This is a genomic window from Roseateles sp. FW301-B2 (assembly GCF_058788955.1).
Genome location: NZ_JBYTBE010000026.1, coordinates 1 through 22,648, shown reverse-complemented (window position 1 = coordinate 22,648; position 22,648 = coordinate 1). Strand labels below are relative to the sequence as shown.

At 67.6% G+C, this 22,648-nt stretch carries 20 protein-coding genes and 3 tRNA genes; 21 read left to right on the top strand and 2 right to left on the bottom strand.

Features of this window, described 5'->3' with window-relative positions:
* Positions 1-49 precede the first annotated feature (49 nt).
* Positions 50-1,795, top strand: coding sequence for a sensor domain-containing protein (locus tag AC3WQY_RS17315; protein WP_492709789.1), 1,746 nt, complete (start codon positions 50-52; stop codon positions 1,793-1,795).
* 31 nt (positions 1,796-1,826) lie between these two features.
* Positions 1,827-2,546 carry a phosphoglycolate phosphatase gene (gph, locus tag AC3WQY_RS17310; RefSeq protein WP_492709838.1) on the top strand — a complete coding sequence of 240 codons (720 nt, stop codon included), beginning with the start codon at positions 1,827-1,829 and terminating at the stop codon, positions 2,544-2,546.
* Here gph and AC3WQY_RS17305 read toward each other — a convergent pair.
* The gene (locus tag AC3WQY_RS17305; protein WP_285235064.1) at positions 2,518-3,129 is read right to left on the bottom strand and encodes a chalcone isomerase family protein; all 612 of its coding nucleotides are present in this window, start codon (positions 3,127-3,129) and stop codon (positions 2,518-2,520) included. The two genes, gph and AC3WQY_RS17305, sit on opposite strands and share 29 nt — an antisense overlap.
* Before the next feature lie 385 nt (positions 3,130-3,514).
* On the opposite strand from AC3WQY_RS17305, the gene trpE reads away from it, so the two are divergent.
* The 15 genes from trpE to AC3WQY_RS17230 all read left to right on the top strand — a co-directional run bounded on the left by trpE (position 3,515) and on the right by AC3WQY_RS17230 (position 18,667).
* Positions 3,515-4,999, top strand: coding sequence for an anthranilate synthase component I (gene trpE / locus AC3WQY_RS17300; protein WP_492709788.1), 1,485 nt, complete (start codon positions 3,515-3,517; stop codon positions 4,997-4,999).
* On the top strand, positions 5,000-5,584 hold the full coding sequence (locus AC3WQY_RS17295; RefSeq protein ID WP_492709787.1) for an anthranilate synthase component II: 585 nt from the start codon (positions 5,000-5,002) through the stop codon (positions 5,582-5,584). It begins immediately after the preceding gene.
* Positions 5,581-6,612, top strand: coding sequence for a low-specificity L-threonine aldolase (gene ltaE / locus AC3WQY_RS17290; RefSeq protein WP_492709786.1), 1,032 nt, complete (start codon positions 5,581-5,583; stop codon positions 6,610-6,612). The genes AC3WQY_RS17295 and ltaE overlap by 4 nt, the downstream gene beginning before the upstream one ends.
* 1 nt (position 6,613) lies before the next feature.
* Positions 6,614-7,651, top strand: coding sequence for an anthranilate phosphoribosyltransferase (gene trpD / locus AC3WQY_RS17285; RefSeq protein ID WP_492709785.1), 1,038 nt, complete (start codon positions 6,614-6,616; stop codon positions 7,649-7,651).
* Positions 7,652-7,656: 5 nt separating this feature from the next.
* The gene (trpC, locus tag AC3WQY_RS17280) at positions 7,657-8,448 is read left to right on the top strand and encodes an indole-3-glycerol phosphate synthase TrpC (protein ID WP_492709784.1); all 792 of its coding nucleotides are present in this window, start codon (positions 7,657-7,659) and stop codon (positions 8,446-8,448) included.
* Complete coding sequence (locus AC3WQY_RS17275) at positions 8,448-9,155, top strand: uracil-DNA glycosylase (RefSeq protein ID WP_492709783.1); 708 nt, start codon at positions 8,448-8,450, stop codon at positions 9,153-9,155. The genes trpC and AC3WQY_RS17275 overlap by 1 nt, the downstream gene beginning before the upstream one ends.
* A gap of 96 nt (positions 9,156-9,251) precedes the next feature.
* A complete protein-coding gene (locus AC3WQY_RS17270) occupies positions 9,252-10,196 on the top strand; it encodes a glucosamine kinase nucleotide-binding domain-containing protein (RefSeq protein WP_492709782.1) in 945 nt (314 codons plus the stop codon).
* The gene (locus AC3WQY_RS17265) at positions 10,196-10,939 is read left to right on the top strand and encodes a GntR family transcriptional regulator (protein WP_285235072.1); all 744 of its coding nucleotides are present in this window, start codon (positions 10,196-10,198) and stop codon (positions 10,937-10,939) included. Before AC3WQY_RS17270 ends, AC3WQY_RS17265 begins: the two co-directional genes overlap by 1 nt.
* Positions 10,936-12,063 carry an N-acetylglucosamine-6-phosphate deacetylase gene (gene nagA / locus AC3WQY_RS17260; protein ID WP_492709781.1) on the top strand — a complete coding sequence of 376 codons (1,128 nt, stop codon included), beginning with the start codon at positions 10,936-10,938 and terminating at the stop codon, positions 12,061-12,063. The genes AC3WQY_RS17265 and nagA overlap by 4 nt, the downstream gene beginning before the upstream one ends.
* The gene (locus AC3WQY_RS17255; protein ID WP_492709780.1) at positions 12,056-13,066 is read left to right on the top strand and encodes an SIS domain-containing protein; all 1,011 of its coding nucleotides are present in this window, start codon (positions 12,056-12,058) and stop codon (positions 13,064-13,066) included. Before nagA ends, AC3WQY_RS17255 begins: the two co-directional genes overlap by 8 nt.
* A 16-nt stretch (positions 13,067-13,082) precedes the next feature.
* Positions 13,083-14,570, top strand: coding sequence for a beta-N-acetylhexosaminidase (nagZ, locus tag AC3WQY_RS17250; RefSeq protein ID WP_492709779.1), 1,488 nt, complete (start codon positions 13,083-13,085; stop codon positions 14,568-14,570).
* A 28-nt stretch (positions 14,571-14,598) separates the two neighbouring features.
* On the top strand, positions 14,599-15,876 hold the full coding sequence (locus AC3WQY_RS17245; protein WP_492709778.1) for an MFS transporter: 1,278 nt from the start codon (positions 14,599-14,601) through the stop codon (positions 15,874-15,876).
* Between the two features lie 3 nt (positions 15,877-15,879).
* On the top strand, positions 15,880-16,776 hold the full coding sequence (locus tag AC3WQY_RS17240) for a glycoside hydrolase family 16 protein (protein ID WP_492709777.1): 897 nt from the start codon (positions 15,880-15,882) through the stop codon (positions 16,774-16,776).
* A 27-nt stretch (positions 16,777-16,803) separates the two neighbouring features.
* Complete coding sequence (locus AC3WQY_RS17235) at positions 16,804-17,874, top strand: acyltransferase family protein (protein ID WP_492709776.1); 1,071 nt, start codon at positions 16,804-16,806, stop codon at positions 17,872-17,874.
* 64 nt (positions 17,875-17,938) lie between these two features.
* On the top strand, positions 17,939-18,667 hold the full coding sequence (locus AC3WQY_RS17230; RefSeq protein ID WP_285235079.1) for a DUF6445 family protein: 729 nt from the start codon (positions 17,939-17,941) through the stop codon (positions 18,665-18,667).
* A gap of 51 nt (positions 18,668-18,718) precedes the next feature.
* Here AC3WQY_RS17230 and AC3WQY_RS17225 read toward each other — a convergent pair whose 3' ends face one another.
* A complete protein-coding gene (locus AC3WQY_RS17225; protein ID WP_492709775.1) occupies positions 18,719-21,346 on the bottom strand; it encodes a TonB-dependent receptor in 2,628 nt (875 codons plus the stop codon).
* 449 nt (positions 21,347-21,795) lie between these two features.
* Between AC3WQY_RS17225 and AC3WQY_RS17220 the strand changes: the two genes are divergently transcribed.
* From AC3WQY_RS17220 to AC3WQY_RS17205, 4 genes are all read left to right on the top strand, one after another.
* Positions 21,796-21,881 (top strand) — tRNA-Tyr (locus AC3WQY_RS17220).
* An 82-nt stretch (positions 21,882-21,963) separates the two neighbouring features.
* A tRNA-Gly gene (locus AC3WQY_RS17215) sits at positions 21,964-22,037 on the top strand.
* A 70-nt stretch (positions 22,038-22,107) separates the two neighbouring features.
* Positions 22,108-22,182, top strand: a tRNA-Thr gene (locus AC3WQY_RS17210).
* 47 nt (positions 22,183-22,229) lie between these two features.
* Positions 22,230-22,648: GTP-binding protein (locus AC3WQY_RS17205; protein WP_492709774.1), on the top strand; the 419-nt coding region annotated here is incomplete at its 3' end.

Below are 22,648 nucleotides of genomic sequence, written 5' to 3'. Positions count from 1 at the left end.
GCGGCGCAAAGACCGTCTGCCTTGGAGACCTCAGGTGCACCAGGATGCCGTGCTTGCCGATTTGCATGTGCCGCCCGCCGAGCCGCAGGGCGCCTGCGATTTCCAGCTGCTGTTCAACACGCTGCCGGGGCTCTACCTGGTGCTGGACCCGGCGCTGCGCATCCTGGCCGCGACCGACGCCTATTTGCGCGCCACGCTGACGCAGCGCGAGGCGGTGATCGGGCGCGCGCTGTTCGAGATTTTTCCGGACAACCCCGACGATCCCATGGCCGACGGCGTGCGCAATCTGCGCGCCTCGCTGGGGCGGGTGCAGCAGCGCCTTGAACCCGACCGCATGGCGGTGCAGCGCTACGACATCCGGCTGCCCGACGGCAGCGGCTTCGAGGAGCGCTATTGGCAGCCGCTGAACCTGCCCGTGCTGGGCCCGGACGGCGCACTGGCCTGCATCGTCCATCAAGTGGAGGACGTGACCGAGGCGCAGCGGCGCAGCCGCGAGGTGGCCGCGATCAACAGCCGGCTGCGCCAGGCCGAGCAGGGCTTGCAGGAGTTCGCCGCCATCATCGAGTCCTCCACCGATGCCATCCTCAGCGAGCGGCTGGATGGCGTGATCGTGAGCTGGAACCATGGCGCCGAGCGCATGTTCGGCTACAGCGCCGCCGAGGCCATCGGCCGGCCCAGCGCGATGCTGCTGCCACCCGATCGCGGCGAGGAGCAGGCGCAGCTGCTGGCGCGGGTGGCGCGCGGCGAGTGGGTGGCGCATTTCCAGACCGTCAGGCTGGCCAAGGATGGCCGCCTGCCGGACATCGCCGCCACCATCTCGCCGGTGCTCAACGAACATGGCCAGGTGGTGGGCGCCTCCACGATCGCGCGCGACATCAGCAATGCCAAGCGCGCCGAGCGCATGCTGCGCGAGAGCGAGGCGCGCATGAAGGAGCTGTTCGAGAACCTCAGCAGCGGGGTGGCGATCTTCCGCGCCCTGCCCGATGGCCGGGACTTCCAGCTGATCGGCTTCAACCGCACGGCCGAGCGCATCGAGAACGCCAGCGAGGCCCAGGTGATGGGGAAGCTGGTGCAGCAGGTCTACCCGGGCCAGATCGGCCAGGCGCTGCTGGAGGCCCTGCGTCAGGTCTGGCGCAGCGGCCAGGCGCAGCAGGCGCCGGTCTCGCTGCGCGGCGAGGACGGGCAGATCGCCGGCTGGCGCGCCAACTACATCTGCAAGCTCTCGCTGGGCGAGCTGGCGGTCATCTACGACGACCTCACCGCCGAGAAGCAGGCCGAGGAGCGCATGCTGCAGCGCGCCCATTACGACGCGCTCACCGGCCTGCCGAACCGCACCCTGCTGACCGACCGTGTGCAGCAGGCCCTGGTGGCGGCCAAGCGCGGCAAGGCGCGGCTGGCCGTGCTGTTCGTCGACCTCGACCGCTTCAAGCCCGTCAATGACGAGCTGGGGCATGGCGTGGGCGACCAGCTGCTGTGCGAGGTGGCGCTGCGCATGCGGCGCTGCCTGCGCGAGTCCGACACCGTGGCGCGCGTCGGCGGCGACGAGTTCGTGGTGCTGCTGCCCCAGGTGGCCAGCGGCGCCGATGCCCTGGCGGTGGCCGAGAAGATCCTCTATGCGCTGAACCAGGACTTCGAGCTCGCCGGGCGGCGCGTCAACATCGGTGCCAGCATCGGCGTGGCGCAGTATCCCGAGCATGGCGGCAGCGAGGAGCTGCTGGCCAAGAACGCCGACGCGGCCATGTACCGGGCCAAAAACGAGGGGCGCAACTGCGTGCGCATGGCCGCGAGCCCATAAGATCGATGCGCGCAATACCCGCGCGCTGACGATCCGAACCGTGTTGCCCACCTCCGCCAGACTCGCCATCCCCCAAGCCTTCATCGTCGATCTCGACGGCACCCTGGTCGATACCCTGGGTGACTTTGTGGCCGTGCTGCAGCGCGTGCTGGCGGAACTGGAGCTGCCCCTGGTGGGACGCAAATTCGTCGAGCACACGGTGGGGCAGGGCAGCGAGCATTTGATTCGCAGCACCCTGGCCGAGGTGGGCGGCGCGCCCAGCCTCTATGACCCGGCGTGGCAGCTCTACCAGCGCTTTTACCGCGACATCAACGGCCAGCATGCCGAGGTCTTCCCGGGCGTGCGCGCGGGCCTGGACGCGCTCAAGGCCCTGGGCCTGCCGATGGCCTGCCTGACCAACAAGCCGGCCGCCTTCGCGCGCGAGCTGCTGGCGCGCAAGCAGCTCGCCGGCTATTTCACGCTGGTGTTCGGTGGCGACGACTTCGAGCGCAAGAAGCCCGACCCCCTGCCCCTGCTGAAGACCTGCGAGGCCCTGGGCACCGCGCCGGCGCATACCTGGATGGTGGGCGACTCCAGCAACGATGCGCGCGCCGCGCGTGCCGCCGGTTGCCCGGTGGTGCTGCTGAGCCATGGCTACAACCATGGCCAGCCCATCCACGCAGTGGATGCCGATGCGGTGTTCGACTCGCTGGATGAATTTCCGCGCTGGCTGGATGCGAAAGTCAGCCGCGACCCGAACGCTCGCGCTTGATACCCAGCAGGGCATCCTTGAGCTGCTCGTCGGCGGGCGACTTGCCGAGCCAGATCTTCAGCAGCACGTTGTAGAACTCGGCTTCCTTGATGGGCTCGCCCTGCACCTTGCCGTTCACATAGACCACCGTGCCGGTGCCCGGCACCCAGTCGACGCTGAAATGCTCGCCGGTGCTCATGCGCTTCTTGCTGGAGAAGATCTCGGCCACGCGCAGCACGCCGTTGATGGCCTTGGAGAATTCCTCGCGCGTGGAGTTGTCTTCCATGCCCTTGGTGAAGAGCTTGCCGAGTTCGTTGCCGTCGATCTCGCGCAGCATCTGGATGTGCAGGCGTTTGGCGCCCGTCGCGCCCAGCACGGCCTCGGGCGAGGTGGCCTTGGCCGCGAGATAGAGGCCGGCGGTATAGACCTTGAAGAAGGCCTTGTAGCGGATGCCCGCGCCATTGAGCTGCAGCTTGGCGCCCCCGACCTCGGCCGTGGGCTCGTACTTGACCCCGGCCACCTCGACGTTTTGCGCCAGCGCGGTCAGGGGCAGGGCCATGGCCATCGCAGCCGCGGCCATGGAGGCCAGGATTACTCGTCGCATTTGTCTCGCTCCGTTCAGAGTCTGTCTACGCCTGGACCCAACGACCTGCAGGCTTGTGGGCCAAGTATCTGCCATCGACGCGCCTGCTGTGCATAGGGGCGACGCGTAAACCGTGCGAGCCGTGACCGCTGCTACACTTGGTCGCATCATGTTCATCACGCGCAAGCAGATCAAGGGGTCGAACGACCGGGGAGCCTGGCCCTGGCGTCGCCCCCACGACTTCGCCTGAAGCCGCTGCTGCTTGCTGTCTGCCGCCCATCCCGGCCGGCCGAGATCCAAGACCTTATGCTTTGAGCCACCCCCGGCTTGGAGTGGCCGCAGCGCGGCAACCCTGAGACGGCGTGCGCCTGCCCGGTGCGCGCCCAGAAACGCAAGGTTTGAGCACGTGATCACCGAACTTGAATTCCAGAGCCTGGCCGCCCAGGGCTACAACCGCATCCCCCTCATCAGCGAGGCTTTTGCGGATCTCGAAACCCCGCTATCCCTCTACCTGAAGCTGTGCGCCGGTGCCGGCAATGGCCGCCACAGCTTCCTGCTGGAATCGGTGGTGGGCGGCGAGCGCTTCGGGCGCTACTCCTTCATCGGCCTGCCGGCGCGCACCGTGCTCAAGAGCAGCGGCCTGCGCACCGAGGTGCTGCGCGATGGCGTGGTGGTGGAGACGCACGAAGGCAATCCGCTCGATTTCATCGAGGCCTACCAGCAGCGCTTCAAGGTGGCGCTGCGCCCCGGCATGCCGCGCTTCTGCGGCGGCCTGGCCGGCTACTTCGGCTACGACGCGGTGCGCTATATCGAGCCCAAGCTGGCCAAGACGGCGAAGCCGGGTGGCCTGGACACGCCGGACGTGATGCTGCTGCAATGCGAGGAACTGGCCGTCATCGACAATCTCTCGGGCCGGCTCTACCTGATCGTCTATGCCGACCCAGGCCAGGCCGAGTCCTTCCACAAGGCCAAGAAGCGCCTCACCGAGCTGCGCGACAAGCTCACCTACAGCGTCTCCGCCCCCCAGGTCAAGCGTGGCCAGGCCCATCCGGTGCAGCGCGAATTCGCCAAGGCCGACTACCTGGACGCGGTGCTCAAGGCCAAGGAATACATCGCCGCCGGCGACATGATGCAGGTGCAGGTGGGCCAGCGCCTGTCCAAGCGCTACACCGAATCGCCGCTGAGCCTGTACCGCGCGCTGCGCTCGCTCAACCCCAGCCCCTACATGTATTTCTACGACATGGGGGAGTTCCAGATCGTCGGCGCCTCGCCCGAGATCCTGGTGCGCCAGGAGCGCACGCCGGCGGGCCAGAAGGTCACCATCCGGCCGCTTGCCGGCACGCGCCCGCGCGGCGCCACCCCCGAGCTGGACCTGGCCCTGGAGGCCGAGCTCAAGGCCGACCCCAAGGAGCGCGCCGAGCACCTGATGCTGATCGACCTGGCGCGCAACGACATCGGCCGCATTGCCAAGACCGGCTCGGTCAAGGTCACCGACGCCTTCGTGGTGGAGCGCTACTCGCATGTGATGCACATCGTCAGCAATGTCGAGGGCGAGCTGAAGGACGGCATGAGCAGCCTGGACGTGTTCCGCGCCACCTTCCCGGCCGGCACGCTCACCGGCGCGCCCAAGATCCGCGCGATGGAAATCATCGACGAGCTCGAGCCGGTGAAGCGCGGCATCTATGGCGGCGCCTGCGGCTATCTCAGCTTTGCCGGCGACATGGACCTGGCCATCGCGATCCGCACCGGCATCGTGCAGGACCAGGTGCTCTATGTGCAGGCCGCGGCCGGCGTGGTGGCCGACTCGGTGCCCGAGCTGGAATGGCAGGAAACCGAGGCCAAGGCGCGCGCGCTGCTGCGTGCCGCCGAACTCGTTGAGGAGGGCTTCTAAATGCTCTTGATGATCGACAACTACGACAGCTTCACCTTCAACCTGGTGCAGTACTTCGGCGAGCTGGGTGCCGAAGTGCGCGTGGTGCGCAACGACGAGATCACGGTGGAAGAGATCGGTGCGCTGAAGCCCGATCAGCTGGTGTTCTCGCCCGGCCCCTGCTCGCCCGCCGAGGCCGGCATCTGTGTGGAGGCGATCCGCGCCTTCCAGGGCAAGCTGCCCATCCTGGGCGTGTGCCTGGGCCATCAGAGCATGGGCGCGGCGCTGGGCGGCAAGATCGTGCGCGCCAAGACCCAGATGCATGGCAAGGCCAGCACCATCACCACCGACCAGCAGGGCGTGTTCAAGGGCCTGCCGCGCGAGTTCAGCGTCATTCGCTACCACTCGCTGGTGATCGAGGAGGCCAGCCTGCCGGCGGTGCTGGACATCACCGCGCGCAGCGAGGACGGCGAGATCATGGGCGTGCGCCACCGCGAGCTGGCCGGCACGGCCACGCCGATGGAGGGGGTGCAGTTCCATCCCGAGTCCATCCTCAGCGAGCATGGTCATGCGATGTTGAAGAACTTCCTGCAGGGGGCGCTATGACCGTGGTTGATCTGCGCAGCGATACCGTCACCCAGCCGACGGCCGCGATGCGTGCCGCCATGCTGGCGGCGCCGCTGGGCGACGATGTGTTCGGCGACGACCCCAGCGTCAACGCCCTGCAGAGCGCCCTGGCCGAGCGCCTGGGTTTCGAGGCCGCGCTCTTCATGCCCACCGGCACGCAGAGCAATCTCTGTGCGCTGATGAGCCATTGCCAGCGCGGCGACGAGTACCTGGTGGGGCAGTTCGCCCATACCTATCGCTGGGAGGGTGGCGGCGCGGCGGTGCTGGGCTCGATCCAGCCGCAACCGCTGCCGCACCAGGCGGACGGCTCGCTGGCCCTGGCCGACATCGAGGCCAATATCAAGCCCGACGACGCCCATTTCGCGCGCACAAGGCTCTTGACGCTGGAGAACACCATCGGCGGCAAGGTGCTGCCGCTGGCCTATCTCTCGGCGGCTTCGCACCTGGCGCTGGGCAAGGGCTTGTCGCGGCATCTGGACGGCGCGCGCCTGTTCAATGCCGCCGTGGCCTTGGGTGGGGACCCCTACCAGGCGGCGCGCCAGATCTGCAGCCATTTCGACAGCGTCTCGGTGTGCTTCTCCAAGGGCCTGGGTGCCCCGGTGGGCTCGGTGCTGTGCGGCAGCCGCGACTTCATTGCGCGCGCGCACCGCTGGCGCAAGATGGCCGGTGGCGGCATGCGCCAGGCCGGCGTGCTGGCCGCGGCGGCCCAGCATGCGCTGGACCATCATGTGGCGCGCTTGGCCGATGACCATGCGCTGGCGCAGCGCCTGGCCGCCGGCCTGCAGGGCCTGCCCGGCGTGACGGTGGAGACCCCGCAGACCAATATCGTCTTCGTGGATGTGGCGGGCCCGTCGCAAGAACGGGCGGCGGGCGTGATCCCGCACCTGAAGTCGCGCGGCGTGCTGGCCACCGGCCTGTATCGCCTGCGTTTCGTGACCCATCTGGATGTGGATGCGGCCGGCGTGGACCGTGCCATCGCCGCCATGCGTGACTATTTCGGAGCCTGATATGCCGATCACCGACAACGAAGCCCTGACCCGCGTCATCGAGCACCGCGAGATCTTCCACGACGAGATGCTCACCCTGATGCGCCGCATCATGAGCGGCGAGATGTCGCCGGTGATGTCGGCGGCGCTGCTGATCGGCCTGCGCGTCAAGAAGGAAACCATCGGCGAGATCACCGCGGCGGCCCAGGTGATGCGCGAGCTCTCCAACAAGGTGCCCGTGCCCCCCTCGCCGCATCTGGTGGACGTGGTGGGCACCGGTGGCGATGGCGCCCATACCTTCAACATCTCCACCTGCTCGATGTTCGTGGCCGCGGCCGCGGGCGCGCAGATCGCCAAGCATGGCAACCGCAGCGTTTCCAGCAAGACCGGCAGCGCCGATGTGCTGGAAGCCCTGGGCGCCAACATCATGCTGACGCCGGCCCAGGTGGCCGAGAGCGTGCTGCAGACCAGCATCGGCTTCATGTTCGCGCCCAACCACCATCCGGCCATGAAGAACATCGCGCCGGTGCGGCGCGAGCTGGGCGTGCGCACCATCTTCAACATCCTGGGCCCGCTCACCAACCCGGCCGATGCCAAGAACATCCTGATGGGCGTGTTCCACCCGGATCTGGTGGGCATCCAGGTGCGCGTGATGCAGCGCCTGGGCGCCGAGCATGCGGTGGTGGTCTATGGCAAGGATGGCATGGACGAGATCTCGCTGGGCGCCGCCACCCTGGTGGGCGAGCTGAAGAATGGCGAGGTGCGCGAGTACGAGATCCACCCGGAGGACTTCGGCCTGGCCATGGTCAGCAACCGTAGCCTCAAGGTGGCCGGCCCGGAAGAGTCGCGCGTGATGCTGCTGGGCGCGCTGGCCGACGAGCCCGGCGCCGCGCGCGACATCGTGCTGCTGAACGCCGGCGCCACGCTCTATGCCGCCAACGTGGTGGGCAGCATTGGCGACGGCATCGCCAAGGCACGCCAGGCCATCAGCAGCGGCGCCGCGCGCGCCAAGCTCGACCAGTTCGTGGCCACCACCCAGGCCCTGGGGAAGAAGGCCTGAAAACCATGTCGGACATCCTGAACAAGATCAACGCCGTCAAGCATGAGGAAGTGGCCGCCGCCAAGGCGCGCCGCTCGCTCGCCAGCCTGCGCGAGGAGGCCGAGGCGCTGCATGACACCCGTGGCTTTGAAGCCGCGTTGCGCGCCAAGATCGCCGTCGGCCAGAGTGCCGTAATCGCCGAGATCAAGAAGGCCAGCCCCAGCAAGGGCGTGCTGCGCGCGGATTTCCGCCCGGCCGAGATTGCGCAGAGCTACGCCCAGCATGGCGCGGCCTGCCTGAGCGTGCTGACGGATGAACGCTTTTTCCAGGGCTCGGTGGCCTATCTGCAGCAGGCACGCGCCGCCTGTGTGCTGCCGGTGCTGCGCAAGGATTTCCTGGTCGACGAATACCAGGTCTACGAGGCGCGTGCCATGGGCGCCGATGCCATCCTGCTGATCGCCGCCAGCCTGGACGATGCCTTGATGGCCGACCTGGAGGCCTGCGCCCTGGGCCTGGGCCTGGACGTGCTGGTGGAGGTGCACGACGGCGCCGAGCTGGAGCGCGCCCTGCGCCTGAAGACGCCCCTGCTGGGCATCAACAACCGCAATCTGCGCAGCTTCGAGGTGACGCTGCAGACCACGCTGGGCCTGCTGGACCGCGTGCCCGCGGAGCGGCTGCTGGTGACCGAATCCGGCATCCTCAGCCGCGCCGATGTGCAGACCATGCGGGCCGCCCGGGTCAACGCCTTCCTGGTGGGCGAGGCCTTCATGCGCGCGCCCGATCCGGGTGCGGCGCTGGCCGAACTGTTCGCGGCCTGATGGCTTCGCTGACCGACGCGCTGCGCGGCGCCACGCTGGATACCGGCTGGCAGACGCCGCTGGACGCCTGGCTGGCGAGCCCCGCCGGCCGCGATGTGCTGGCGCATCTGCAGGCCCGTGAGGCCGCGGGCGCCACCATCTACCCGCCCGATCCGCTGCGCGCGCTGCGCCTCACGCCGCTCGCCCAGGTGCGCGTCGTGATCCTCGGCCAGGACCCTTATCACGGCCCGGGTCAGGCCGAGGGCCTGGCCTTCTCGGTGCCCGATGGCAACAAGCTGCCGCCCAGCCTGCGCAATATCTTCAAGGAGCTGCAGCGCGATCTGGGGCAGCAGCCGCCCATGAGCCCGCATCTCGGGCCCTGGGCCGCGCAGGGCGTGCTCTTGCTCAACACCTGCCTGACGGTGGAAGACGGCGCGCCCGCCAGCCACGCCAAGATCGGCAAGGCAGGCGGCTGGGAGGCGCTGACCGACGCGCTGATATGCGCCGCGGCCGCCGACCCCGCGCCCAAGGTCTTCATGCTCTGGGGCGCCCATGCCCAGGCCAAGGCGTCCTTGATCGCCGCGGCCGGCCCGGCGCAGCTGGTCCTCACGGCCAACCATCCCTCGCCGCTGTCGGCCACCCGGCCTCCTGCGCCCTTCATCGGCTGCGGGCATTTTTCCGAGGCGGCGGCCTGGCTGGCGGCGCGGGGCCGGCACATCGCCTGGTAGCCCGCCGGCCTTGCCCGGGGGAGGGTTTGCGATAAGTTAAGTCCAGTGACGTACCAATTGACGCTTTATCGTCTTTGGTACTAAACTGGTATTAACATGAATCGCCCCAACTCCCCGGCCGCACGGCCCGGCCCTTCTCCCGCCACGGCGCCCCTGAACCAGGTGCGCTATCTGGTCGGCGTGGATGGCGGCGGTACCGGCACGCGGGTGCGCTTGAGCGAGCGCTCGGGCCGTATTCTGGGGCAAGGCGAGTCCGGCCCCTCGGCGCTGGGGCAGGGGGTCGAGCAGGCCTGGCGCCATGTGCAGGAGGCGGTGGCCTTGGCGGCCGCGCAGGCCGGGCTGGCGCCGCTGGATCTGAGGCAGGTGGCGATCGGCCTGGGCCTCTCGGGTGCGAACCTGATCGAGGCGGTGGCCGAGTTCCACGCCCAGCAGCCCGGCTATGCCCTGGTGGCGTTGGACAACGATGGCTTCACCTCGGTGCTGGGTGCGCATGGCGGCCGGCCGGGCGGCGTGATCGCGGCCGGCACCGGCGCGGTGGGCGAGGCCTTGCGCGCCGACGGTTCGCGCGTGTGCATCAGTGGCTGGGGCTGGATCAGCGGCGACGAGGGCAGCGGTGCCTGGCTGGGGCTGAAGGCGATGCGCCACGCCCAGCAGGCGCTGGACGGCCGCGCCGTGCCCGGCGCACTGGCGCGCGCGGTATGGGCGGTGGCCGGCCAGGAGCGCCACACCATCCTGGCCTGGTGCGCCAAGGCCGGCCAGCATGGCTATGCCACGCTCGCGCCGCTGGTGTTCGAGGCCGCGCCCGACGATGAAGTGGCCCGGGCCTTCCTGGCCGAGGCCGTGGCCGAGCTGGAGAGCCTGGCGCGCGCGCTGGACCCGAGCGAGCAGCTACCCCTGGCCTTGAGCGGCAGCATCGCGCTGCGCTTGCGCGAAAGATTCTCAGGCAATATGCGTGCCCGTTGTGTCGAGCCGCAAGGCGACTCGGCCGACGGCGCACTGCTGCTGGTACGCAGTGCACTCAACTCAGAACCGGGTGTGTGATGTCGACCAAACTGCCGTTCCAATTCAAGCCTGACGCCGAAGCCGCCTCGCCGCTGTACATGCAGCTGGCCCACAAGCTGGCCCAGGCGATCCGCGAGGGCCAATACCAGGCCGACGAGGCCCTGCCCTCGGAGCGCGTGCTGTCCGAGGCGCTGGACCTCTCGCGCGTGACCGCCCGCAAGGCGATCGACCGCCTGGTGGAGCAGGGGCTCATCATCCGCAAGCGCGGCAGCGGCAACTACATCGCGCCCAAGCTGGAGCAGCCGCTCTCGCGCCTCACCAGCTTCTCGGAAGAGCTGCACCAGCGCGGCTTCCAGCCCAGCTCGCGCTGGCTGCTGCGTGGCTTTGCGATGGCCGCCCCCGACGAGCAGCTCTCGCTGGGCCTGGTGACGGGCCAGCGCGTGGCGCGCCTGGAGCGCCTGCGTCTGGCCGACCGGGTGGTGATGGCCTATGAGGTCAGCGTGCTGCCTGAGGCGGTGCTGCCCGACCCCGAGGCGGTGGACAGCTCGCTCTACGAGCATCTCTCGCAGGGCGCGGGTGCGCCGGCGCGCGCGCTGCAACATATTCGTGCCATCAATGCGGATACCAAGCTGGCCGGCCTGCTGGAAGTTCCAGTCGGCCAGGCGGTCTTGTTCATCACGCGGGTGGGCTATCTGGAGTCGGGTCAGGCGGTGGAGCTGACCCATTCGTATTGCCGCAGCGATTACTACGACTTCGTGGCGGAGATGAGGCGTGACGGATGAGCAAGGTTGAAGGGTTTGTTCTGACGCCGCAGGGCTTCGTCCGCGGCGCGCTGGAACAGACCGATGGGCGCATCACGCGCATCACGGGCGAGGCAGTCAGCGAGTCCGAGGTGCGCAACGGCAAGCAAGACCTGCCCCTGGTGCTGCCCGGCTTCATCGACATTCACGTGCACGGCGGCGGTGGCCGCGACACCATGGAAGGCGGCGATGCCGCCGCGCAGATCGCACGCCTGCATGTGCGCCATGGCACCACGGCCCTGCTGGCCACCACCATGACGGCGCCGCTGGACGAGATCCGCGCCGCGCTTGCCGCCCTCGGCCCGGCCTGCCATACCCGCGTCTCGCAGGGTGCACGCATCCTCGGCGTGCATCTCGAGGGCCCTTACATCAACCCCGGCAAGCTGGGGGCCCAGCCCGACTTCGCCAAGCCCGCCAGCATCGAGGAAATCCAGGCGCTGAGCGCGCTGGCACCGATCCGCCTGATCACGCTGGCGCCCGAGCTGCCCGGCAATCTGGAGCTGATCACGGCGCTGCGCGCGGCCGGTTTCCAGGTGCAGATCGGCCACACCCTGGGCACTTACGAGGACGGCGTGGCCGCACTCGAGCGCGGCGCCGGCGGCTTCACCCATCTCTTCAACGCGATGACCGGCCTGCACCACCGCGAGCCCGGCATGGTGGGCGCGGCGCTGGCGCACGCGCGCTATGCCGAGATCATCCCGGACCTGCTGCATGTGCACGAGGGCGCCGTCAAGGTGGCGCTGCGAGCCATCCCCTGCATGTTCTGCGTCACCGATTCGACCGCCGCCGCCGGCATGCCCGACGGCGACTACCAACTGGGGCGGCACACCGTCACCAAGTGCATGGGAGGCGTGCGCCTGCCCGACGGCACCCTGGCCGGCAGCACCCTGACGATGGACCAGGCACTGCGCAATCTGGTGGACCTGGGGCTGGAGATCGCGGACGCCTCGCGGCGCGTCTCCAGCTACGCGGCCGAATACATGGGCTTGAGCGAACGTGGCCAGCTGGCCGTGGGCGCCTGGGCGGATCTGGTGGTGATGGACCGTGACTTGCAGTTGCAACGCGTGGTCGTTGAAGGGGAAGAGATTGACCTCGCGAATGTATGAGGAGTGCCTGAGCGCTCCGGCCGTGGTGGCGCGCCAGCTGGCCGCTGATCAAAATGCTTATGCGGCCCTGGGGAGCGCGCTGCGCGACCAGCCGCCCACCTCGCTGCTGACGGTGGCGCGCGGCAGCTCGGACCATGCCGCCCACTACATGGCCTATCTGATGATGGCGCGCCTGGGCCGGCTGGTGACCTCGCTGCCGATGTCGCTGATCACCCTGTACCAGAGCAAGATCGCCTGCGAGGGGCTGGTGTCGCTGGCCTTCTCGCAATCGGGTCAGAGCCCCGATCTGGTAGCGCCGACGAAGTTCTTCCGCGCCGGTGGCGCCCGCACCGTGGCCTTCGTGAATGCCGAGGGTTCGCCGCTGGCCGAGGCCGCCGAGCATGTGTTTCCGCTGCATGCCGGCGTGGAGCAGAGCGTGGCCGCCACCAAGAGCTATATCGCCCAGCTGGTGGCCGGCGCCCGCGTGGTGGCCGCCTGGAGCGAGGACGAGGACCTGCAGGCCGCGCTGCAGCAGCTGCCGCAGGCCTTGGAGCAAGCCGCTGCCAAGCGTTGGGATGTGGCGGTGGACGCGCTCAAGGACGCCGACCGCCTGTTCGTGATCGGCCGCGGCACCAGCCTGGCCGTGGCCATGGAGGCGGCGCTCAAGTTCAAGGAGACCTGCGGCATCCAGGCCGAGGCCTTCTCGGGCGCCGAGGTCAAACACGGGCCGATGGCGCTGGTGGACGAGGGCTATCCGCTGCTGGTGTTCGCGCCACGCGGCCCGGCCCAGGCCGGCCTGCTGGCCCTGGCCGATGAAATGCGCGGCCGCGGCGCGCGCGTGCTGCTGGCCGCGCCCGAGGGCACGCCGGGCGCCGAGTTGCCCCTGGCTTGCACCGGCAACGAAGACCTGGACGCGATCGCCGCGGTGCAGAGCTTCTACCCCATGGTGGAGGCGCTGGCGCGCGCACGCGGGTTGAACCCCGACCAGCCGCGCCATCTGGCCAAGGTTACCAAGACGCACTGATTGAGGTTCATCGCCCATGTCCAAGGCATTTCATCCGGGCCAGTTGGTGATGGTGGACATCCAGGGCAAGCGCCTGGATGCCGAGACCGCCGCCTTTTTGCGCCGCCACCAGATCCGCGCCGTCTGCCTGTTCCGCAAGAACCTCGGCACCGAAGCCGAGGTGCAGCAGCTCACCCGCGACCTGCGCGAGGTGATGGGCCCAGACGCCCTGATCGGCCTGGACCAGGAGGGTGGTTCGGTGGTGCGTGCCACCTTCCTGCCGCAAGCGCCCTCGGCCATGGCCCTGGGCGCGGCCGACGACGAGGCCCTGGCCGAAAGCGTGGGGGCGGCGGTGGCGCGCGGTCTACGCAGCATCGGCATCAACTGGAACTTCGCGCCGGTGCTGGACATCAACAACAACCCGGCCAACCCGGTGATCGCCGAGCGCAGCTTCTCCGAGGACGCCGACGACGTGACCCGCCTGGCGGGGGCCTGGATGCGCGGCTCGCTGCGCGAAGGCGTGGCCTGCTGCGTCAAGCATTTCCCCGGCCATGGCGACACCCATGTGGACTCGCACCTGGCCCTGCCCACGGTGGACAAGAGCCGCGCCGAGCTGGATGTGCTGGAGTTGCGCCCGTTCAAGGCCCTGCGCGATGAAGCGCCCGCCGTGATGACGGCCCATATCGTCTATCCGCAGATCGACCCCGAGCATCCGGCCACCCTGTCCACCAAGATCCTGGGCGACATCCTGCGTCGCGAATGGGGCTACGAGGGCGTGGTGATCACCGATGCGCTGATGATGAAGGCCATCTTCGAGCGCTACGGCTATGCGCGCGCCGCGGTGCTGGCGATCCAGGCCGGTGCCGACATGATCCTGGCCCAGGGCTCGCTGGACGAGCAGGGCCAGTCCATCGCCGCCCTGGAGGCCGCGTTTGCGCGCGGCGAGCTGAGCCAGGCGCAGGGCGAGCGCGCCCGCGCCCGCCTCGATGCGCTGGCGCGCGCCTACCCGGTGCAACATGCCGGCTACGCCGGCGCGCAGCGTGCGGACGACGACGCCCTGATGCGTCGCGCCTGGGCGCGCGGCCTGACGCTGCTGCGTGGCGCCCAGGCGCCCGACCTGCACGCACCGCTGCGCGTGGTTGTGCAGGGTCAGGTGCCCACCGACGGCGTCTCCGAGGCCGGCCCCACGGGCGCCCAGGTGGCCGCGCTGTTCGACGGCTTCGCCGATGCCGAGGTGCTGGTGCTGCAGGACATCGCCACGCTCGATTGGGCCCGGGTGCCGCAGGACGGCCGCAAGACCGTGATCGCCTCCACCCAGCGCGCCCGCTATGACGAGCTCGGGGGCCTGGCCCAGGGCTGGCGGCCCGATCTGCACCTGGTGCTGTGGAACCCCTTCCAGGCCCTGGACGTGCAGGCGCCCACCGTGATCACCTGGGGCTATGCCGATGGCGCGCTGGAAGGGCTGAAGCAATGGCTGGAAGGCCGGGCCCCGGCCACGGCGCAATCGCCCGTGACCCTGAACTGAACGCAGCACAGCAACGCCAGGAGACTTCATGTCCAGCCGCCCCACTCTTGCGCCGATGCGCTGGATTCCCAGCCTGTACTTTGTGCAGGGCATGCAGTTCTTCGTGGTGATGCTGATCGCCGGTCTGATGTTCAAGAACATGGGCGTGGCCAATGACCAGATCGCGCGCTGGACCGGCGTGCTGGGCCTGGCCTGGGCCTTCAAGCCGCTGTGGAGCCCCTTCCTGGAACTGGCGCGCAGCAAGAAGCTGATCGTGGTGGCGATGCAGTTCACCGGTGCGGTGGGCCTGGGCCTGATGGCGCTGGCGCTGCAACTGCCGATGTACTTCGCCGCCAGCATTGCGGTGCTGTTCCTGCTGGCCTATGCCTCGGCCACGCACGACATTGCCTGCGACGGCCTCTACATGGCGGCGCTGGACAGCAAGCAGCAGGCGGCCTATGCAGGCTGGCAGGGCGCGTTCTTCAACGCCTCCAAATTCCTCACCCTGGGTGGCCTGCTGGTGCTGGCCGGGCATCTGGAGAAGAGCCTGGGGGTGTTCAATGCCTGGTCCATCATCTTCGCCGCGCTGGCCCTGCTGCTGGCCTTGCTGGCGGCCTACAACGCCTACGCGCTGCCGGGCACCCTCAACACCGAGCATGCGGACCTGACGGTGAGCAGCGTGTTCGCCACGCTCAAGGAGGTGGTGGCCGACTTCCTCGGCAAGCCCGGCGTCTGGCTGGCGATCCTCTTCATCGTGCTGTTCCGCTTCGGCGAGGGGCAGGTACAGACCATCGGCCCGCTGTTCCTGATCGAGGCACGCGACAAGGGCGGTTTGGGGCTCAGCACCGAGCAGGTGGGCGGCATCTATGGCACGGCGGGCACTGCAGCTTTCCTGGTGGGCAGCATTCTGGGCGGTTATTTCACCTCCTGGCTGAGCCTGAAGCGCGCCATGCCCATGCTGATCCTGGCAATGGCGGTGCCCAACGCGGTGTTCTACTACCTCAGCGCCAGCCTGCCCACCGATCTGTTCCACATCGGTGCGGCCATCAGCGTGGAGATGTTCGGCTACGGCTTCGGCTTCGTCGGCATGATTCTCTACATCATGCAGGCGGTGGCGCCGGGCCGCTACCAGACCGCCCATTACGCGCTGGGCTCGGGCGTGATGCAGCTGGGCTTCATCTTCTCCAAGACCATCAGCGGCGACATCCAGCTGGCGATGGGCTACCAGAGCTTCTTCCTCTGGACCATCGCCTGCGGCTTGCCGGCGCTGCTGCTGATGTTTTTCGTAAAGATTCCGGCGACGGCGTCGCCGGCCACCAACAGCTGAGCCATGCGCAGACGGTTGCTGGCCATGGGCCTGGGTCTGGCGGCGCTCGCGGCCCATGCCGCCGAGCGCTTTTTCGACGACTTCAGCTACGCCGACCTGCAGCAGCTGCGTGCCGGCGGCTGGACCCCGCGCACCCAGGCCGGCCACCCGGGCGTGGAGGGCGCGAGCTGGAGCGAGCAACAGCTGCAGCTGCTGGCCGATCCGGCCCAGCGCGGCAACCGCCTGCTGCGCCTCAGCGCCAGCACCGATGGCAGCGGCGCGGGCACACGCCAGGCCCAGCTGTGCCACCAGCGCAAATACCTGGAGGGCACCTATGCCGCACGCGTGCGCTTCAGCGATGCGCCGACGCAGGGCATCGATGGCGACCCCGTCATCCAGACCTTTTACGCGGTCACGCCGCTGCGCTTCGACTACGACCCGGAGTTCAGCGAGCTGGACTGGGAGTACCTGCCCAATGGCGGCTGGGGCAGCGCGCAGACGCGGCTCTACGGCATCGCCTGGCAGACCGTGCAGCTCAATCCCTGGAAGAGCTACAACCAGGCGCATGAGGAGTTCGGCAGCCTGCAGGGTTGGCATCAGCTGATGATGCAGGTGGGCGATGGCCAGGTGCGGCTGTTCCTGGACGGGCGCCAGATCGCCCAGCATGGTGGGCGCAACGTTCCCGTGTCGCCGATGTCCATCAACTTCAATCTCTGGTTCTCGCCCGGCGGGCTCTTGCCCAGCAGCGCCGCGCCGCGCGTCTACGAACAGGACGTGGACTGGGTGTTCCATGCGCGCAAGGAGCTGCTGAGCCCGGCCCAGGTGGAGGCGGCGGTGGCGGCCTATCGCGCGGCCGGCCAGGCGCGGGTGGACGGCGTGCCGGCCGCGCAGCCGGCGCTGCCCAGCCCCTGCGATTTCTGATTCCGGGTCTGAGGAGGCCCGTCCCTCATGCATCAGCAAAAGCGTCTGGCGTCGGTGGATGCCCTGCGAGGCCTGACGGTGGCGGCGATGCTGCTCGTCAACAACCCGGGCGACTGGGGCCATGTGTTCTGGCCCCTGGAGCATGCCGAGTGGCATGGCTGCACGCCCACCGACCTGATCTTTCCCTTCTTCCTCTTCATCGTCGGCGTGTCGCTGTCGCTGGCGCTGGGGCCGCGCCTCGACGCGGGGGCGGCGCCGGGGCCGCTGCTGCGCGGCGCCCTGCAGCGTGCCGGCCGCATCATGGCGCTGGGCCTGCTCCTGCACCTGCTGGCCTGGTGGCTGATGCACAAGCCCGAGTTCCGCATCATGGGGGTCTTGCAACGCATTGCCCTGTGCTTCGGCTTTGCCGCGCTGCTGGCCTGCGGCTGGCGTTCCGCCAAGGCGCAGTGGGCCTTGCTGCTGGCGCTGCTGCTGGGCTATGGCGGCTTGCTGCTGGGCGCCGGCGATCTGAGCAAGGCCGGCAATATCGCGTCCCGGCTGGACACGCAGCTGCTGGGGCGCTTCGCCTATGAGTGGGATGCTGGCATGGGCCGCGCACATGACCCCGAAGGTCTGCTCAGCACGCTGGGCGCGCTGGCCACCACCTTGCTGGGCTTGCGCGCCGGCGCCTGGCTGCGCCGCGGTGCGCGGCGCGAGCTGTGCTGGCTGGCGGCCGGCAGCCTCCTGTTGGGGGCCCTGGCCACGGCATGGCTGCCCTGGAACAAGCAGCTCTGGACCCCCAGCTTCGTGCTGTGGACCGGCGGCTGGGCCACCGCGGCCCTGCTGCTGGCCCACCAGCTGGTGGACCGGCTGCAATGGCGTCCGCTGGGGCGCGCCTTCGGCGTGAATGCCATCGCCGCCTATGCGGGCGCCTGGATGTGCACGGTGCTGCTGGAGGGCCTGGGCTGGATGGCGCCCCTGTATGCCGCCGGCTTTGGCTGGCTGGCTCGGCTCGCCGGGCCGAGCATGGCGTCGCTGGCCTTCGCGCTGGTCTTCGTGGCCGTCTGGGCGCTGATCGTCCGTTGGCTCGATCGTCGCGGCTGGTACTTCAAGGTCTAGCCAGGCAAGCAGGCCGCGCTTGTACGATCTGCCGGCGCACTGAAAGAAATGAAGGATCTCCCGCATGAGCCAGCGCTTTGCCGTTCGCATGCCACCCGATGTCCGCTCGGTGCGGATCGGCGATCACGAGGTCGTCTTCATCGACGATTTTCTGGAGGACCCGGACGCGCTGCATGCGCAGGCGCTTGAGCAGCGCTTCCAGCCTTATCCGGGCGTGCGCGAGCACAAGGGCTACCCGGGCGTGCGCGCCGAGGCGCCCGGCGATTACACCCACCATCTGGTGGCGCTGGTGGAGCCGCTGATACGCATCAACTTCGGTGTGCCCGAGGCGCTGCCGCTGCGCAAGAGCATGTGCGCGTTCTCGCTCATCACCGCGGCGCCCGGGCAGCTGGGGCCGCTGCAGCGCACGCCGCATTTCGATGCCAGCACGCCTCATCACATGGCGGTGCTGCTCTATCTGTGCGGCGAGCAGCATGGCGGTACCGGCTTCTACCGGCACAAGGCCACCGGCATCCAGCGCGTGACGCCCGACAACCGCGATCGCTACCTCGATGCCTACCAGCAGGAGCTCGCACGGCGGCCGCCCAGGCCGCGCTACTTCGCTGACTCCGACGAGCATTTCGAGCTGCTGGGCATGATGCCGGCACGCCGCAACCGGCTCGTCGTCTATCCCGGCAGCCTGCTGCACAGCGCGTGCATCAATCCGGCCATCAGCCTCTCGGACGATCCGCGCAGCGGCCGCCTGACGGTCAATTCCTTTTTCGACTTTGGTTTGATACCAGCGCCGATGTGATGAAAAAAAAGCCCGGCAACTGCCGGGCTTTTGCGTTCGGTTGGGGACCGATCAGAACTTGGCGCTCAGGCCGAGGCGGTAGGTGGTCTCGCCCTGGAAGGACCAGGCCGGGAAGCCGGCGCGCAGCGGATCCTTGATGCTCGTGTTGGAGGCATCGGCAGCGCCGTACTGCACGTCGTCCTGCTTGAGCAGGTTGATGACTTCCAGCGACAGCTTCAGGTTCTTGTTGATGTTCCAGCCGAAGCTTGCATCCAGCGTGCCGTAGGCATCGTGCATGCGGTTGCCGTACCAGAAGGCGCCTTCGCGAATCATGTACTTCGAGCGCCAGTTGTAGGCCAGGCGGCCGGAGTAGGTTTCGTTCTCGTAGTAGCCGACCAGGTTGACGTTGTGCTTCGAGGCCTGGGTGAAGATGCCGAGGTTGTCGATGTAGCTGCTGGCCGGTGCGGTGCCTTCGGTGAAGGTGTAGTTCGCGATCACGCCATAGCCGTTGTTGAAGGCATGGTTGGCCTGCAGTTCCAGGCCGCGGATGCGACCGCCGCCGGCGTTCACGAAGCTCTGCACCGTCCAGTTGTCCAGCTTGGACACCGGATCCACCAGGCCCACCTTCTGGTTGTTCTTGACCTCCGCGGTGATGAAGTTGGAGATGTCCTTGCTGAAGAAGGTGGCCGACAGCAGGTTGCCCTTGCCGTAGTAGTACTCCACACCGATGTCGGCGTTGCTGGACTTCATCGGCTTGAGCGACACGCTGCCGTTGGTCCAGGTCTCGTTCCCGACGCGGTCATCGTTGTAGCCCGACACCGTCACGCCGAACATATTGGCGAAGTTCGGGCGCGTGATGGTTTGCGAGGCGGCGACGCGCAGCACCATGTTGCGGCTCAGGTCGAAGGCCAGGTTGGCGCTGGGCAGCACGTCGTTGTAGCTGGACTTCTTGGTGGCGGTGTTGCGGCCCCAGTTGAGGTTGCCCGAGTAATCGCCGGCGGCCAGCGGCGTGCCGTCGAAGGCATAGCCGGTGCTCTTCACATCGGTGGAGATGTAGCGCAGGCCGAAGTTGCCGCGCATGTTCTGCGCGTCGAACTCAAACATGCCGTAGGCCGACTTGTTCTTCTCGTTCAGCTCGCTGAAGCCGGAGCGGTCCTCGATCCAGGAGGCGATGTTCTTGTTGGTGTTGGCGATCATCGCGCCGATGTTGGGGCGCGGCACGTCCCAGCCACCCACGCCCACCGAGCCGCTGTAGAGGCTGGCGGTGTCGACCGGTGCAATCGTCGAGTTCCAGACCGGGCGGAAGGTGCGCTTCTCGAAGGTGTGGTCGGCCATGCGGATGCCGGTCTTGAACGAGGAGATCGCGCCCCAGGCCAGGTCGAAGGTGGCGTCCAGCTGGGCGAACTTCTCCTGATCCTTGTTCGGACCCTGCGACGAGGCCCAGGTCTCCGGCGAGCTCTGCTTGGGCAGGGCGCTCACGCCGAACGATTGATCCTTGCTGGGGCTCAGGACGATCTGCTTGCCGGTGGCATCGATGGTGCCCTGCCACTTGGCGGGCGTATCCCACCAGCCGTAGGCGTAGTTGGTGGTCAGCGAGGTGCCGCCCTTGGCCTTGGTGCTGCCGGCGACCAGGTCGAACTTGGCGCCATCGACGCGGTAGTGGCCGTCGAAGGTGACGCTGTCCGAGGTCATCGCTGCGGCTCGGGCCCAGTTCTGGAAGAACTGGTTCATCAGCGGCTTGGCGGCCGTGGTGGTGCTGTGCAGGCACACGCCGTTGGGGTTGAAGTCGGACTTCACGGCGGTATTGCGCTGGTCGCAGTTGGCGTCGTGGAAGATGTAGTCGCTGCTGTTCGAGTTGTCAGCGCCCAGCTTCAGGTGCAGGACATTGAGGCCCAGCTCCAGGCCGTCGATCGGCTTGGCTTGCAGGATGACATTGACGGCATCGCGCTTGCGATCCTGCACGAAGGCGGTCGGCGCGACGTCCGAGGACCAGCGGCTGTCAGCCTCGATGCCCTGGCGGATGTAGGCGCCTTCCGAATGGCCGCCGGCGATCAGCGCGCCGAAACGGCGGCTCTGGTCGCGCCAGCTGTAGAGGCCGGAGACTTCCTTCTCGTCATCGCTGATCGTGCCCTTGCCGTACTTCACGCTGGCGAAGGCGGTGCCGGCCGCCATGTCCAGCGGCTTGCGGGTCTTCACGATCACGGTGCCGCCGATGCCGCCTTCGGTCAGGTCGGCCTGGGAGGACTTGTAGACCTCCATGCCACCGATCAACTCGGGCGGCAGCAGGGAATAGTTGAACGAACGGTCGATGTCCATCTGGTCGTACCAGCCGGTGGACGCGACGGTCTGGCCGTTCAGCGTGGTGTAGGTCATCTGCGGGTCGGAGCCGCGGATCGACACCGAGGCGCCCTGGCCGAAGGCACGACCCACCGAGACGCCGGGGATGCGGCCCAGCGATTGGCCGACGTCGGAGTCGGGGAGCTTGCCCACATCTTCCGCGGACACGGCGTCGACGACCGCGCTGGCGTTCTTCTTGATGTTGACCGCGGTCTCCAGCGAGGCGCGAATGCCGGTGACAACCACCTGATCCAGCTGCGCCGCCTCAGCCTTCTTGTCGGCCTGTTGGGCTTGCGCGCCAAAGGCGGCACCAAGCAGGGTGATCGTCACCGCTGCCGCGATAGGGGTCTTTCTGACCTTCATGAACTGCTCCTCGATATGGCCGTTGGCTTCGTGCTCGGCCTGTTGAGACTCGGAGCCAAGGCGCATCACCGTGTGAGCGGCATGCGCCTGGCGCCTCGAAATGCAATGCAAATGCAACCAATGCCATGCCACTATAGCCATCAGTAGTGCCACTTTGCTACCACTTTTAGGGGCGTGTTTTCCCTGCTGTGGCGAGCCTGCAATAGCGATTAAGACGCAAATCTGGCCGTTATTGGGGCTACAGGTACGGCATGCCCCGTGATGGCGGTGGCCGGGCTTGGTAGTAAATTGGTATCTATCGACGTCTGCGAAAGCGGGAGATTGCTCCATCGGGCCGTGCGCATGCCATCCCGGCGCAGCGGGCGAGCCGCTTCTTGGGGTCCGCTGCGCTGGATGTCGAAAATTGTTTGCGGCCCAAAAATGCTGTGCTATAGTTGCGGGCTTGCCTCGGAGGGGTGGCCGAGTGGTTAAAGGCAGCAGACTGTAAATCTGCCCGCTAACGCGTACGCTGGTTCGAATCCAGCCTCCTCCACCAAGGCAAACAACAATTCAAGCGATTGAAGCTTGTTTGGCGCAAGGGTCGAAGGGCCTGGGCGATGAGCGAGTGATACTCCCGGGCGGGAGTAGTTCAATGGTAGAACCTTAGCCTTCCAAGCTAATGACACGGGTTCGATTCCCGTTTCCCGCTCCAGTCGGCTTGCTTGGAAGGTGAATGTGTCGGCACTGGTTTGTTGATCTGTGGTCAATAAACCTGTGTCGATGCCCATGTGGCTCAGTGGTAGAGCACTCCCTTGGTAAGGGAGAGGTCACGCGTTCGATCCGCGTCATGGGCACCACCTCTTTTCTTCTTCCCCTTCTCTGATCTGATCGCCAGGAGCGCAAGATGGCAAAAGGTAAATTCGAACGTACCAAGCCCCACGTGAACGTGGGCACGATTGGTCACGTTGACCACGGCAAGACCACGCTGACTGCTGCGATCGCCACCGTGCTGTCGAAGAAGTTTGGCGGCGAAGCCAAGGCTTACGATCAGATCGATGCGGCCCCTGAAGAAAAGGCCCGCGGCATCACCATCAACACCGCCCACGTCGAGTACGAAACGGCTAACCGCCACTACGCTCACGTGGACTGCCCTGGCCACGCTGACTATGTGAAGAACATGATCACCGGCGCGGCCCAGATGGATGGCGCGATCCTGGTGTGCTCGGCCGCTGACGGCCCGATGCCTCAGACCCGCGAGCACATCCTGCTGGCTCGCCAAGTGGGCGTGAAGTACATCATCGTGTTCCTGAACAAGTGCGACAT